General features: G+C 60.2%; 14 protein-coding genes. 5 read left to right on the top strand and 9 right to left on the bottom strand.

What is annotated here, in order from left to right; all coding sequences use genetic code 11:
• Nucleotide 1: 1 nt before the first annotated feature.
• From VHB22_RS03335 to VHB22_RS03305, 7 genes are all read right to left on the bottom strand, one after another.
• Nucleotides 2-841, bottom strand: a complete 840-nt coding sequence (locus tag VHB22_RS03335) for a transglutaminase family protein (protein ID WP_325455533.1) — start codon at nt 839-841, stop codon at nt 2-4.
• A gap of 112 nt (nt 842-953) precedes the next feature.
• Nucleotides 954-2165, bottom strand: a complete 1212-nt coding sequence (gene glp, locus VHB22_RS03330) for a gephyrin-like molybdotransferase Glp (protein ID WP_325455532.1) — start codon at nt 2163-2165, stop codon at nt 954-956.
• Nucleotide 2166: 1 nt separating this feature from the next.
• The gene (gene moaC, locus VHB22_RS03325) at nt 2167-2664 is read right to left on the bottom strand and encodes a cyclic pyranopterin monophosphate synthase MoaC (RefSeq protein WP_325455531.1); all 498 of its coding nucleotides are present in this window, start codon (nt 2662-2664) and stop codon (nt 2167-2169) included.
• Nucleotides 2665-2670: 6 nt separating this feature from the next.
• The gene (trpC, locus tag VHB22_RS03320; protein WP_325455530.1) at nt 2671-3465 is read right to left on the bottom strand and encodes an indole-3-glycerol phosphate synthase TrpC; all 795 of its coding nucleotides are present in this window, start codon (nt 3463-3465) and stop codon (nt 2671-2673) included.
• A gap of 3 nt (nt 3466-3468) precedes the next feature.
• Nucleotides 3469-4509, bottom strand: coding sequence for an anthranilate phosphoribosyltransferase (gene trpD, locus VHB22_RS03315; RefSeq protein ID WP_325455685.1), 1041 nt, complete (start codon nt 4507-4509; stop codon nt 3469-3471).
• Between the two features lie 35 nt (nt 4510-4544).
• Nucleotides 4545-5141, bottom strand: coding sequence for an aminodeoxychorismate/anthranilate synthase component II (locus tag VHB22_RS03310; RefSeq protein ID WP_325455529.1), 597 nt, complete (start codon nt 5139-5141; stop codon nt 4545-4547).
• Between the two features lie 104 nt (nt 5142-5245).
• On the bottom strand, nt 5246-5773 hold the full coding sequence (locus VHB22_RS03305; RefSeq protein ID WP_325455528.1) for a histidine phosphatase family protein: 528 nt from the start codon (nt 5771-5773) through the stop codon (nt 5246-5248).
• 123 nt (nt 5774-5896) lie between these two features.
• Here VHB22_RS03305 and VHB22_RS03300 point away from each other — a divergent pair, with 123 nt between their 5' ends.
• The gene (locus VHB22_RS03300; protein WP_325455527.1) at nt 5897-6298 is read left to right on the top strand and encodes a hypothetical protein; all 402 of its coding nucleotides are present in this window, start codon (nt 5897-5899) and stop codon (nt 6296-6298) included.
• A gap of 121 nt (nt 6299-6419) precedes the next feature.
• Here the strand turns inward: VHB22_RS03300 and trpE are convergent, their stop codons facing one another.
• Nucleotides 6420-8015, bottom strand: a complete 1596-nt coding sequence (gene trpE, locus VHB22_RS03295) for an anthranilate synthase component I (RefSeq protein ID WP_325455684.1) — start codon at nt 8013-8015, stop codon at nt 6420-6422.
• Between the two features lie 16 nt (nt 8016-8031).
• Nucleotides 8032-9918, bottom strand: a complete 1887-nt coding sequence (locus VHB22_RS03290) for a SurA N-terminal domain-containing protein (protein ID WP_325455526.1) — start codon at nt 9916-9918, stop codon at nt 8032-8034.
• A gap of 214 nt (nt 9919-10132) precedes the next feature.
• Between VHB22_RS03290 and tpiA the strand changes: the two genes are divergently transcribed.
• The 4 genes from tpiA to VHB22_RS03270 all read left to right on the top strand — a co-directional run bounded on the left by tpiA (nt 10133) and on the right by VHB22_RS03270 (nt 12754).
• Nucleotides 10133-10909: a triose-phosphate isomerase gene (gene tpiA / locus VHB22_RS03285; RefSeq protein ID WP_325455525.1), complete on the top strand. Its 777-nt coding sequence runs from the start codon at nt 10133-10135 to the stop codon at nt 10907-10909.
• A complete protein-coding gene (locus VHB22_RS03280; protein ID WP_325455524.1) occupies nt 10909-11526 on the top strand; it encodes a hypothetical protein in 618 nt (205 codons plus the stop codon). The genes tpiA and VHB22_RS03280 overlap by 1 nt, the downstream gene beginning before the upstream one ends.
• 145 nt (nt 11527-11671) lie before the next feature.
• Complete coding sequence (gene secG, locus VHB22_RS03275; RefSeq protein ID WP_325455523.1) at nt 11672-12064, top strand: preprotein translocase subunit SecG; 393 nt, start codon at nt 11672-11674, stop codon at nt 12062-12064.
• 105 nt (nt 12065-12169) lie between these two features.
• Nucleotides 12170-12754: a hypothetical protein gene (locus VHB22_RS03270; protein ID WP_325455522.1), complete on the top strand. Its 585-nt coding sequence runs from the start codon at nt 12170-12172 to the stop codon at nt 12752-12754.
• The last annotated feature ends 15 nt before the right edge of the window (nt 12755-12769 follow it).

Raw genomic sequence — 12769 nt, 5'->3', positions numbered from 1 at the left:
GCTACGCCGCGTGTTGGCCCGTGGCAATGGGGTTCTGGGGCGCCACCTCGTCCGTGACCACAGTAAATTGCGTCAACGTGTGTTGGCCGAACGATGTCACCATTGCAACGTCGGCGGCATCGCGGCCGCGGGCAATGACGATGCGACCAATGCGCGGCACGTTATGGCGCGCGTCGAACGTGATCCAGCGATGATCGAGATAAACTTCGAACCAGGCGCTGAAATCCATGAGCGCCGGATCGCGCGGGACGCCGATATCGCCGAGATAGCCATTGACGTAGCGGGCTGGGATATTGAGGCAACGGCAAAATGCGATCGCCAGATGCGCGAAATCGCGGCAGACGCCGATACGCTCCGTGTAAGCACCTAGAGCCGTTCGCGTCGATCGCGCGGCCTTATAGTCGAACGCGATGTGGTTATGCACGAAATCGCAAACCGCTTTAACGCGGCGATATCCGGGCTCGATGTTTCCGAACAGCTGCCAAGCAATCGCCGTCAACTCGTCGGTCTCGCAATAGCGGCTGCCGGAAAGGAAGTGCAGCGCGTAGGTGGGCAGATCGCCGACGGGCACTTCGCGCGCTTCCAGGGGATGCTCCTCCAGCTTTCCGGAATCGCGAATAACGGCACGATAGGAAAATTCCATTTTGCCCGGCGGTACGACCAGCCTTTGGGTACGGTTGCCGTAGAGATCGAGACCCGGCTCAACCGGCAAATGCAATGAATTGAATTCATCCTCAAAGAGGATGTCGTTGCGCCGGTCGGGATGGATGTCCAAAAGGAGAAGCAGCGGCGTCGGGGCCGAAACCTCGAGCCCGATATCATAGCCTGTGTGAATGAGCATTGGCCCGCGTCCCGTGTGACGATACGAGTTCAACGCTATGCAGGGCGTGAATGTTCCGATTTTTCAAATGCTTGTTTGCACAAAGATTATGCACGACGTGGCGGGAATGCGGTCAGATGTCGAGCTTGAGGACCTTCACTGGCGTGCCGGCGGCTTGAGCCGGTGCGTCTGCGGGGACGACGATCAAACAGTCCGCATTCTGAAGAGCGGTGATGAGGCCGCTGTCCTGATTTTTGAAGGGCGCCGCGCGCGCCGGCGATGTGCTGAGGTCGAGACGCGCGCGCATATAGTGCTCGCGCGAGCCATTTGCGGGAAGCGGCTCCGCCAGCACGGCGTCGATACTTTCGAGAGGCGCCTCGCGCCCAAGCAGCCGGCCGATAAGCGGAACAAGAAAGACGCGCGAGCAGATGAGAGAAGAAACCGGATTGCCTGGCAGGCCGAGGCAATGCTGGCGTGATCCGCCGATGGTGCGCGAGCCAAAAAATAACGGTTTTCCGGGTCGCATCGCGATTTTATAGAAATCGAGCTTCGCGCCGGCTTTTTCGAGCGCAGGACGGACAAGATCATGATCGCCGACAGACGCGCCGCCGATCGTCACAAGGACGTCGGCGCCTGCGGCTTGATCGAGCGCAGCAGCAAGCGATTGAAGGGTATCGCGGGCGATGCCAAGCACACGCGCTTCGCCGCCCGCCGCTTCGACAACGGCTGCGAGCCCGAATGAATTCGAAGCAGAAATCTGCCCTTGTCCAAGCTCGGTTCCAGGTTCGACGAGTTCGTCGCCGGTAGAAAGAAGCGCGACAATGGGACGACGGACGACGGGAAGAGTGGCGTGCCCGGCCGCTGCTGCGAGAAGGATGTCGCGGGCGGTCAGGCGTTTGCCCTTTTCCAGTAAACGCTGGCCTTTTCGGAAGTCTTGTCCCGTTGGCCTGACGTTATCGCCGGGCTTCACGGGGTCTTGAATGGTAATGCGCGATCCATCGGCCGAGGTGTTTTCCTGGATAACGACGGCGTCTGAACGCGTGGGAAGCGGAGCGCCGGTGAAGATGCGAACAGTGTCGCCGGGCGCGATCTCTCCGGAAAATGGACGTCCGGCTCCTGACTCGCCGATCATTGTCAAAATCGTGGGCACTTGCGGTACGTCAACCGCACGCACGGCATAGCCGTCCATCGCGGATGCATCGAACGGCGGATTATCGACACGTGCCTCGATGTGCTCGGCAAGCGTGCGTCCCAAGGCCTGGCGCAAGCCGATGAGCTCCGTCCCCAACGGGGTCGCAGATGCGAGCACGCGTTTCAGCGCTTCGGCAACGGGAAGCAGGGCCATATTATGAACGTTCCTTGCGCCGCTCAGGCGCCGTAAATGCCCCCGATTTGCCGCCCGTTTTTTCGACCAACCGCACGCCTTCGATCACCATCGTTTTGTCCGCGGCCTTTAGCATGTCATAGAGCGTCAAGCAGGCGACGGTCACGGCGGTCAACGCTTCCATCTCGACACCCGTCTGTCCCGAGACTTTCACTTCGGCGGTAACGTGGATACCGGATGGCTTGTGCGAAATCGCGAAATCGAGTGACGCCTTCGTAATCGCCAGCGGATGACAAAGTGGAATCAAGTCGTGCGTTTTCTTCGCCGCCATGATGCCCGCGATGCGCGCCGCGCCGATGACGTCGCCTTTCTTTGCTTCGCCGGTTTCGACGAGCGCCAGAGTTTCGGGCCGCATGGAAATGAACCCTTCCGCGACGGCGCGTCTTGCTGTTGCCGCTTTGCCGGAGACATCGACCATGCGGGCTTCGCCTTTGTCGTCGATGTGGGAGAGCTTGCTCACGGTGCTTCAGCCTCTGCCGAGCAATATCTTGGTCGCGGCGGTGACGTCGGCCTGACGCATCAGACTTTCGCCGACGAGATACGTGTGGACGCCAACCTTGGCGAGGCGCGTGAGATCGGCAGGTGTGAAAATACCGCTTTCGCCAACGACGATGCGATCTTTTGGAACTTTCGGCGCCAACTCTTCGGTGGTTTCCAGTTTTACTTCGAACGTCTTGAGATTGCGATTGTTGATGCCGATCAAGCGGCAGTCTAGCTTTAGCGCGCGATCGAGCTCAGCCGCATCGTGAACTTCCGCTATCGCATCCATGCCCCAATCCTTTGCGGCTTCCGCAAGGTCATGCGCGGTCGCATCATCGACCTCGGCAAGGATGATGAGAATGCAGTCAGCACCCCATGCGCGTGCCTCGGCAACCTGATAGGTGTCGATCATGAAGTCTTTGCGCAGGACGGGAAGCGAGGTTGCTTCGCGCGCCGCGGTAAGGAAATCGGGAGCGCCCTGAAACGACGGCCGGTCGGTCAAGACGGAAAGACAGGCGGCTCCCCCGGCCTCGTAAGCCTTGGCCAACCCAGGCGGATCGAAGTCTGCGCGGATCAAGCCTTTAGACGGCGATGCCTTCTTGACCTCGGCAATCAGCGCAGGTTGTTTTTGTTTGAGCTTAGCTTCGATGGCACCTGCGAACGGGCGGACCCTAGGTGCCGAACGCGCATATTCAGCAATAACGCGCAGCGGCTTCAGAATTTGCGCGCGGGCGACTTCCTCGCGCTTGTAGGCAGTTATCTTGTCGAGAATATCGGTCATCGATCACACCGTATCCTTGGTGACGGCGACAAGACGATCGAGCGCGCGCGCGGCGTGACCGCTGTCGATCGCAGTCTCGGCTTTCTCGATGCCATCACGCAGCCCGTCGGCCTTGCCGGCGACGATCAATGCCGCAGCCGCGTTCAGCAGGACGATATCGCGATAGGGGCCAGGTTCGCCCTGCAGCAGGGTATGGATTGCGGCCGCGTTCGTCGCGGCATCGCCTCCCTTGAGCGCTGCGATATCGCTGCGCCGCAGGCCCGCATCCTCTGGTGTCAGATCGAACGCGAAAACGTCACCGTTTTTCAATTCCGCGACGTGGGTGACGCCTGTCGTCGTCAGCTCGTCCATGCCGTCGGCGCCGTGGACGACCCAGGCGTGCTCGGAGCCGAGCTTGCGCAGCACTTCGGCAATTGGCTGGACGAGCTTCTTGTCGTAGACGCCGAGCACCTGGCGCTTCACCTCGGCGGGATTGCAAAGCGGACCGAGCAAATTCAAAAGCGTGCGTAAACCGAGGTCGGCCCGGACCGGCGCCCAAGCCTTCATTGCGGGATGATAGAGCGGCGCCCAGAGAAAACCGACACCGGAGTCGGCGATAGCACGCGAAACGACGACCGGCGGCACGTCGAGGGTAACGCCGAGTGCGGCAAGCACATCCGATGCTCCCGAGAGGGACGTCACCGCGCGATTTCCGTGTTTCGCTACGATGGCTCCGGCACCGGCCGCGACAAGGGCAGCTGCCGTCGAGACGTTATAAGTTCCGCGGCTGTCACCGCCCGTCCCCACGATGTCAACAGCACCCGGAGGCACATCGACGGTCGTCATGCGGCTGCGCATGAATTTGGCGGCGCCTGTGATTTCGTCGATCGTTTCGCCGCGCACGCGAAGGCCCATCAGAAAGGCGCCCATGGCGACCGGCGGTGCGATGCCGGACATCAGAAGATCAAGGGCTTCCTGCATGCCGTCGTCGCCGAGCGTCTCGCCATCGGCGATGCGGTTCATCAGACGCTTCAACTCGCGGGCGGGATTGGCGACGGTCGTCATTGCTGGTGTCGTCGTCACGAGTGGAATCTCACGGGTTAGGCCGCCTTGCGGCTTTTCGGCGTGAAGCCTGCGAGCGAGAGGAAGTTCGCGAGCAACGCATGGCCCTGCTGCGAGGCGATGCTCTCGGGGTGGAACTGCACGCCATGGACAGGGTGCGACTTGTGCTGCAGGCCCATGATGATGCCGTCGTCCGTTTCAGCCGTGATCTCCAAACAATCGGGCAGCGTCGCGCGATCGACGATCAGCGAATGGTAGCGGGTAATTTCGAATTGTTTTGGAAGCCCCTTAAAGATGCCCTTGCCGGTGTTGGTGATGGTCGAGAGCTTGCCATGCATTGGCGTCGGAGCGCGTACGACTTTGCCGCCGTAAGCTTGTCCAATGGCTTGATGACCGAGACAGACGCCGAGCAGCGGGACCTTCGACCCAGCCTTTTTTATGAGATCGAGGCAGACGCCGGCTTCGTTGGGCGTGCAAGGCCCCGGCGACAGAACAATGGCTCGCGGCTTCTTTGCCAAGACTTCATCCGCCGACACCTTATCGTTGCGGATCACGACGCTTTCTGTGCCAAGCTCGCCCAGATAATGAACGAGATTGTAGGTAAAGCTGTCGTAGTTATCGATCAGGATCAGCATGTTCGCCTTTGTAGGACAACCTATGGCCGAGGCCGGATTTGGGACCTATCTAGCAGACCGGACGCAGTGTGCGACACAAGAATGTGGGCGTCCTAAATCCCAGTTTAAACGGCCGAAGCGCGGTCTCGCGGCGTCATGAACACTTCCAAATGGCCTGATGCGGAGCCGACATCCCGCCATGCGGTCTCCCGAAAGGAAAAAACCGCCAGCGCGCAGGTCGGAAATTTGTCCTCGATGCGCGAAATCGATTTCGCATCTCCGGTTTCGGTCAGCATCAAAGCGAGACCGTGCAGTCCCGGATTGTGGCCGATCATGAGGACCCTTTTGCTCGTCGGGGCGACTTGACGTAGCCGGTCGAGGAGGGTTTCGGGGTTCGTCAGGTAGAGTTGTTCGTCGAAGATGATTTGCGCATGCGTATCGGCACCATCCGCTTCCAACAGCTCAAGCGTTTCTCGCGTTCTCTTGGCCGGCGAGCAGAGGATCAGTTGAGGCTCGAATTTTATGGACCTCAAAGCTTCCCCCATGAGGGGCGCCGCACTGCGGCCACGCGCGTTGAGCGGACGATCGAAATCATCCAGCTCTCCGGATTCCCAGCTCGATTTCGCGTGTCGAAGAAGTGCGAGTGCTAGCATTGCGCCCCAGAGCCGGCATTGCGGATGATCCGCAGTTCTACAGCACGTCATTCGTGCCGTTAAGCTGTAGGGTATTGGCGGCGTCGCCGCAACGAAAGGCGGATGAATAAAGGCCCGTGACAGATGGATTACGTGCTGGCTCCGTTCGTGTGGCTGCTTGGGACGCTGGTGAGCATCGCGTTCTGGCTGCTCACGCAGCTTTTCTGGATCGTGCTTTGGCTTGTGCTTCCCATCGTCGTGGCGGCTTTTGTTGCACTGCGCATCGCGGAGCGGGTTCTCGGGCAGGACAAGGTTCGCGCGTGGGTGCGGGCCAGGACGCAGACGTACGGAGCGGCGGCGTCCAAACGCGCACAGCGGTGGCTATTTGCGCTCGGCGTGGTGCCGGTCCGCGTGCTCTTCTGGTTTGTGCTCTACGCCATCTGGCACAGCGTCGTCAGCTTGCTGTGGCGACCGCGATGGACGCCGTGGCAGCGCGCATGGGCACGGCGTTGGCGTCGGCAACCGCAATTAGAGACGAAGGCTTGAACGGAGCTTTTATTGTGTCCCCAATACTCGATGGCCGCCCTGAGGTGGCCATCCAGGGCTCTTTCCGGCGAGGCTCTGGATGGCCGGGCCTGGCCATAACGTTGAAGGGGTATGAATGCGTTCAGCCGAACATGCCGCCGTTGCCGCCTGAATCGGGTGTTCCCGATCGCTTTGAGGCAAAGCGCACGGCTTCTTCGGCGGCGCGAACGACGGCCTTCGCCTTATTGATGCATTCCTGCTGTTCGTTCTCGGGGATGCTGTCGTGAACGATGCCCGCGCCGGCTTGTACGTGGATCATGCCGTCTTTCAGGATCGCGGTGCGAAGCACGATGCACGTGTCCATTTCGCCGCCCGCTGAAAAATATCCGACGCATCCGGCGTAAGGTCCGCGCTTCGCTTTTTCGAGTTCCGCAATGATTTCCATGGCGCGGACCTTCGGCGCGCCGGAAACGGTGCCCGCCGGAAATCCGCCCATCAAGGCGTCGATGGCGTCGTGATTTCTTTCGTCGAGGGTGCCGATCACGTTAGAGACGATGTGCATCACATGGCTGTAGCGCTCGATGACGAACTGGTCGGTGACGGTGACGGTGCCGGGCGCCGCGACGCGGCCGACATCGTTGCGGCCGAGATCGAGCAGCATCAGATGCTCGGATCGTTCCTTGGGATCGGCGAGCAGCGCAGCCGCCAGCGCCTTGTCCTCGGCCTCATTGACGCCGCGGCGCGCGGTGCCTGCGATCGGGCGAATGGTGACGACGCCGTCGCGCACGCGCACGAGAATTTCGGGCGACGATCCGACGAGCTGGAACGATCCGAAATCGAGATGGAACAGAAACGGCGACGGATTGAGCCGCCGCAGCGCGCGGTAGAGCGCGAACGATGGCAAGGCAAACGGCGCGGAGAAACGCTGCGAGAGCACGACCTGAAAAATGTCGCCGGCCTTGATGTAGTCCTTCGCTTTCGCGACCATCGCCATGTATTCGGCAGCGGACGTATTCGATTCCGGCTCCGGAACTTCGATATCGATTGCGGCCTTCGACGAGGCGTGCGGCAGCGGCGCTTCGAGGCTGTCTATAGCGGTTTGCAGGCGGCCGACCGCCGACGCGTAAGCATCTTGGGCAGAACTGCCGGGAGTGGGCCGAACCGGCGTTACAAGCGTCATCTCGTCTTTCACATTGTCGAAGATGAGCATCAGCGTCGGGCGGATCAGAATTGCATCCGGTACGCCCAAATTGTCGGGTGTCATTTCCGGCAATTGTTCGATCAGGCGGACGGTGTCGTAGCCCATGTAGCCGAAAATGCCCGCAGCTATCGATGGAAGAGCTTCCGGCAGAGCGATTGCGCTTTCGGCCAGAAGCTTGCGGAGGGACTGCAGCGTCGGTGCATCGTCGGCGACGAAGGCCGACGGATCGGTGACGGGTGTGCGGTTGATGCGTGCGGTGTTGCCCTCGGCTTGCCAGATCACGTCAGGCGAGAAACCGATGACCGAATAGCGTCCGCGCGCCGAGCCGCCTTCAATCGACTCGAGAAGAAAGCTCATCGGCCGGCAGTCGCCGAGCTTCAGATAGGCAGAGACGGGTGTCTCTAAATCCGCAACGAGACGCGTCCAGACGACTTGTGCGGTGCCGCTGTCATAGACCCGAGCGAAATCTTCGCGAGCGGGATATATCTCGGCACCCGAACCGGACCTTGCGTCGACTGGCGACGGCGGTGACGTCAAGGCAGCCACCTCTCGCTCACTCTTCGCTGACGCCAACGGCTGCGTTCAGTTCTGCCTGATTGATCGATGTCCCGTATTTGGCCTTCAGAGCTTCAGTGTATTCGCTCAGCGATTGATTGGCCAATTGATCTTGGAGCTGGTGGTTCAGTTCGTCGGTCTCGGTTAGAGACGGAGCAGGCGCGGGGATGATATCGGCGACCTTGAACACGATCTCTGTCGTGTTGTCGGGCGAGGGACCGTGTCCGGCGCGGCCTTTCTGCAGCCCGAAAGCTTGCGTCACCATCGCCTGCGTGATGCTTTGCGGGATCGTTTTACGCGTGATCGGCTCGGTCTTTTCGACCTTGTTCTTGGCCTCGCCCTCGATTGCGGTCATAGGCTGACCGGAATTGACCTTGTCGGTGAGCTTCTTCGCGAGCTCATCGAGGAGCCTATGGCGCTCCGACGACATGTAGTTCTTTTTCACATCGTCTTTGACTTCATCATAAGGCTTCTGTTTGGGGGCATCTGTCGAAAGCACATTGACCCAGGCGAAGCCATCGTCGGGCAAATCGACAGGGCTGTCGTCGTTGCTGTCGGGAGCGAAGGCACGCGCCACAATCTGGCGAAGGTAGGGCACCACCATTACGGGCTTGCCGTCGGGCGCGAGCCCGGTTGCATCGGTGGCAGGAATTTCCTTGAAGCCGATTTTCAACTTGTCCGCGATTTCCTTCAGCGTCTTGCCTGCGAGACGTTCATCCTCGATCTCGTCGCGCTTGTTTTGCAGGTCATTGCGCGCTTTTTCTAAGGCGAGCTTATCGCGGACTTGGTCCTTCACATCCGCGAGCGTATGCGTGACACCGGGCTCGATTTGCGTGACCCGCAGGATCACCGTCGCGAACCGGCCCTCGACGACATCGGAATACTTGTCTTTCTCCAGAGAGAAAGCGACGTCCGCGATCTTCGGATCGATCAGGGCTTTCTTGGTCACGAGCCCGAGATCGACATCCGTATCCTTCGCGCCCGCTTCCTTTGCGACTTCACCAAATGTCTTCGTGCCGTCGCGCAGCGCTTTGAGAGCGGCTTCAGCCGCTGCCTTATCCTTGAACGCGATCTGCTGCACGCGCCGTTGCTCGGGCGTATTGTAGCTATCTTTGTTCTGTTCGTAAGACTTGGAGATCTCGTCGTCCGAGACCTGAACCTGCTTCTTGAGTTCGTCCGCCGTCAGCGTCAGCACCTGAACCTTACGGTACTCGGGCGTCATATATTGCGCTTTGTTTGTCTCATAGCGCTTTTTCAGCGTCGCTTCGTCGGGCTCGGCGACGGTGACCGCATCGGGATCAATCTTGACCCAATCGAGAACGCGTTTTTCATCATTATAAGCGTGCATTGCTTCAAACAGCGGTTTCGGCACTGTCTGAGCGTTCAAAAAGGACTCGATGATTGCGGAGCGCAGCTCGTCCTTCCGGCGAAGGTTTAGAAAGCCCAGCTCGCTAAGCCCCATCTGCTGCAAAAGCCCCTCAAATCCGCGGCGATCGAATTTGCCGTTGGTTTGGAAATTCGGATCGGATTCGATATTCTCAATGAGCGTTTTGTCTGAAAGAGCAAGACCCAGCTGCTTTGCATGCTCTTCGACTGCGGTACCGGCGACGAGCTGCGCAAGCACTTGCCGGTCGAGCCCGAAGGCATGACCTTGCTCGGCGGTGATATGCTGCTTCGTCTGCCGCGAAATTCGATCGAGTTCGTTCTGATAGCTGCGCCGGAATTCTTCCGCTGAAATTTCGGTGCGGCCGACCTTCGCGACGTAGCCGCGTCCCCAGCCGCGGAAAACGTCGGCGACACCCCAGATACCGAAACTGAAGACCAGAATTCCGAACAGCAGCTTGGCGACCGGAGTTTGGGCGCCGCGTCTTAATGCTTCAAGCATGGAAGTAGAAATTCCCGTTGATGGAAGCGTGACGCTGCCGCGCGGGAGGGCGTAGGGTCAACCGGCTTCGTATGGTAAATGACCCCACGTGACGGGGCGGACTGGCATGATATGAAGCGCAGGCCGCAGCAGATTGCAAGGGCAGAGGGTGCATGCATCCGCAACGGCGTGGAACTGTATAGAACGCCGTCTCGAGCCGACACAAAGGGACAGCATGGCAGGGCAAAAGCAAGAACGTCGGCCCCTTGTGGCCGGAAACTGGAAGATGAACGGGCTTAAGGGGAGCTTGAGCGAGATCACCGCCATCCGCGATGCTCTTAGCGGACCTTTGGCCGCCGTTGCCGCCGACGTTCTTATTGCGCCGCCAGCGACGGTCATCGCGTCGTTTGCCGCTGCCGTCGCCGGTACGCGTCTGGCGCTTGGCGCTCAGGATTGTCACGCCAAGCCGCTCGGCGCGCATACCGGGGACATTTCGGCTGAGATGCTCAAGGATGCGGGAGCTTCGGCGGTCATCGTCGGCCATTCGGAGCGGCGCGCCGATCACGGCGAGACGAGCGCCGAGGTCAGGGCGAAGGCTGCGGCCGCGCATCGCGCCGGTCTTGTGGCGATTGTCTGTATCGGCGAGACCCAGGGCGAACGCGCTGCTGGCGCAACGCTCTCCGTCGTGTCTCGGCAACTCAAGGCGTCGCTGCCGAAAGAAATAAACGGTGCCAATACGGTAATCGCTTATGAACCGGTTTGGGCAATCGGCACCGGATTGATACCGACGGCAAGCGATGTCGAAGCGGTGCACGCCGCAATCCGCCAGGATCTCAAGGATATCGCGGGTGCAGAAGGTAGCTCTATCCGCATTCTCTATGGCGGCTCGGTCAAACCGGATAACGCGGCGACATTGCTATCCGTCGCAAACGTCGATGGCGCGCTCGTCGGGGGCGCCAGTCTTAAAGCCAGTGATTTTCTGGCCATAGTTCGCGCTTATGAGGGCAAGTGATGCCATTCTTCCGATTCTCTGTCGCGCTCGTGGCCGCTTGGATTTTTCCTGCGATTGCGGCGCATGCAACTAAGCCGAAACTGGACGAGGACACCTGCGCGCAATTGCGGCTCGAACAGAGCAAGTTTTTGAAGACAGGTATTCTCTCCGACATGGCCAAAGGACCGGATTGGGCAAAGGCCCATCTCTCGGCCGATCGCCTGCAGGAAATCAAACATTATATCACGCTTGACGAGCAGGTGCGGTTCGGATGCCGCGATGCCAAGCTCTCGGCCGACGCGGAAAAAGCGAGCAAGGCTGCGGCACGCATCGAGATCAATTCGGACGCGGACCCCATTGCTCCGGTGGTCAAGGATCCCGTAAAACCCGGAGCCAAACCGGAAGCGAAGAAAAAGCCGCGTTTGCGGAAGCACATCTCGCATAAAAAATCTAAGAAGCTTCAGAAGTCTGGCAGCCTCGAACGGCCGCATGGCTCGGGATCGGCCGCTGCATCGGTTTCGGCGGCGGCGGAAAGCGGCGGTGGTGAACCGCAGAAAGGCTCATCGGACGGCGTAACTCCGAAACTTCCTGCGTTCGGTTTCGGCGAAACGGTCGTCCTCCCGCACGACGCCCCGTAACTCCAGAGTTTTGCACGGTATTCCAATGTTTCTCGGCATTGGAATCGGTGGGACTGGCCGGATAGCTCGGCGTGGTGTATAGCGGCCGCTCAAGGGCCGGCCGTCGGCCTCGCGATCAAATTTTAAGCTTTTGGATTACTCCGTTATGGCCACCGTCCTCCTTGTCATTCACCTGATGATCTCCGCCGCTCTCGTTGGGGTCGTGCTGCTGCAGAAATCCGAGGGTGGCGCGCTGGGTATCGGCGGCGGTGGCGGCGGCGGTGGCTTTCTGACGGGTCGCGGAACCGCCAATCTCCTCACGCGCACGACGGCGGCGTTGGCGGCTGCCTTCTTTCTGACCAGCATTCTTTTGACGCTGCTGGCTCGCCATACGGCGCCCGTCGGCTCCATGTTCGATCAGGGAAGCTCGGGCGCGGCTCCGACGACCGGTCCTGCCGTTCCAGGCGAAAACACGTCGAAAGCGCCGGCGGGCCGCGGCGGCATTCTAGACAAGCTTCAGCAGCGCGGAAACGCTCCTGCTGTTCCTCAGAACCAGTAGACGATAATTGGTCCACTGGGACCTTCGGCCCCGCGCATCGAGCCGGATGGACCCGGGCACAGTTCCTTGTAAATATGCATGGGGCTGGGGCGAGGGGGACACATCATGGCCATGCATGTTCGTAGGGGGGTTCGGCTTGTGTTCAGCCGAGGCCCAGTCTGCATTCGAAAGGCCGCCTTTCCGATCGCGGGTGCGGCATCGCTTTTGATGGCTGCCTGCGGCGCCAACATGAGCGATCTCTCGACCTCATCGATCGCTTCGTACCAGCCCGCCAGCTTCTTTTCGCCCAACGGCTACGCGGTCTCCGCAAATGCCGACGGCAGCCTTCATGTGACGGCATCCGGTCCTCCCGGGACGCCGGCTTCGCGCCTCGAAAAGATAGCCATGGCACGCGCCGCCGAATACGGCGAGGAGCAGCACGCGAAGACATTCAGGGCGACGGCGCCGCAGACATCGATCACCTGCGGCAAGACGAAGATCGCCAACAAGGACGGCCAGATCAACGTGAAGCCTTTGGACTATCGAACTGTCGCAATCGACGTCAGCTATGGCACGGACGCGCAGGATCCGACGTCGCGTCCGATCCATGGAACGGCTGAGGCATTGAAGGCGGAACTGGCGTCGGAAACGGTGCCGCCCGACGCGCAAATGGCAGCCGTCCAGGAAGTTTCCCAACACTGCGGCAGGTAGCTGCAACGTAGCTCG

It is taken from the genome of Hyphomicrobium sp. (genome assembly GCF_035548195.1).
Lineage (GTDB): Bacteria > Pseudomonadota > Alphaproteobacteria > Rhizobiales > Hyphomicrobiaceae > Hyphomicrobium_B.
Note: the sequence above shows the minus strand (reverse complement) of the source record. Positions and strands in the feature narration are given on the sequence as shown.

Excerpts from the sequence above, each read along its gene's own strand:
- VHB22_RS03280 (WP_325455524.1), top strand. The coding sequence starts at position 10,909 with ATGCCATTCTTCCGATTCTCTGTCGCGCTCGTGGCCGCTTGGATTTTT.
- VHB22_RS03290 (WP_325455526.1), bottom strand. The coding sequence starts at position 9,918 with ATGCTTGAAGCATTAAGACGCGGCGCCCAAACTCCGGTCGCCAAGCTG.
- trpD (WP_325455685.1), bottom strand. The coding sequence starts at position 4,509 with ATGACGACCGTCGCCAATCCCGCCCGCGAGTTGAAGCGTCTGATGAAC.
- tpiA (WP_325455525.1), top strand. The coding sequence starts at position 10,133 with ATGGCAGGGCAAAAGCAAGAACGTCGGCCCCTTGTGGCCGGAAACTGG.
- VHB22_RS03270 (WP_325455522.1), top strand. The coding sequence starts at position 12,170 with ATGGCCATGCATGTTCGTAGGGGGGTTCGGCTTGTGTTCAGCCGAGGC.
- VHB22_RS03335 (WP_325455533.1), bottom strand. The coding sequence starts at position 841 with ATGCTCATTCACACAGGCTATGATATCGGGCTCGAGGTTTCGGCCCCG.
- VHB22_RS03305 (WP_325455528.1), bottom strand. The coding sequence starts at position 5,773 with ATGCTAGCACTCGCACTTCTTCGACACGCGAAATCGAGCTGGGAATCC.
- VHB22_RS03300 (WP_325455527.1), top strand. The coding sequence starts at position 5,897 with ATGGATTACGTGCTGGCTCCGTTCGTGTGGCTGCTTGGGACGCTGGTG.
- trpC (WP_325455530.1), bottom strand. The coding sequence starts at position 3,465 with ATGACCGATATTCTCGACAAGATAACTGCCTACAAGCGCGAGGAAGTC.
- secG (WP_325455523.1), top strand. The coding sequence starts at position 11,672 with ATGGCCACCGTCCTCCTTGTCATTCACCTGATGATCTCCGCCGCTCTC.
- VHB22_RS03310 (WP_325455529.1), bottom strand. The coding sequence starts at position 5,141 with ATGCTGATCCTGATCGATAACTACGACAGCTTTACCTACAATCTCGTT.
- glp (WP_325455532.1), bottom strand. The coding sequence starts at position 2,165 with ATGGCCCTGCTTCCCGTTGCCGAAGCGCTGAAACGCGTGCTCGCATCT.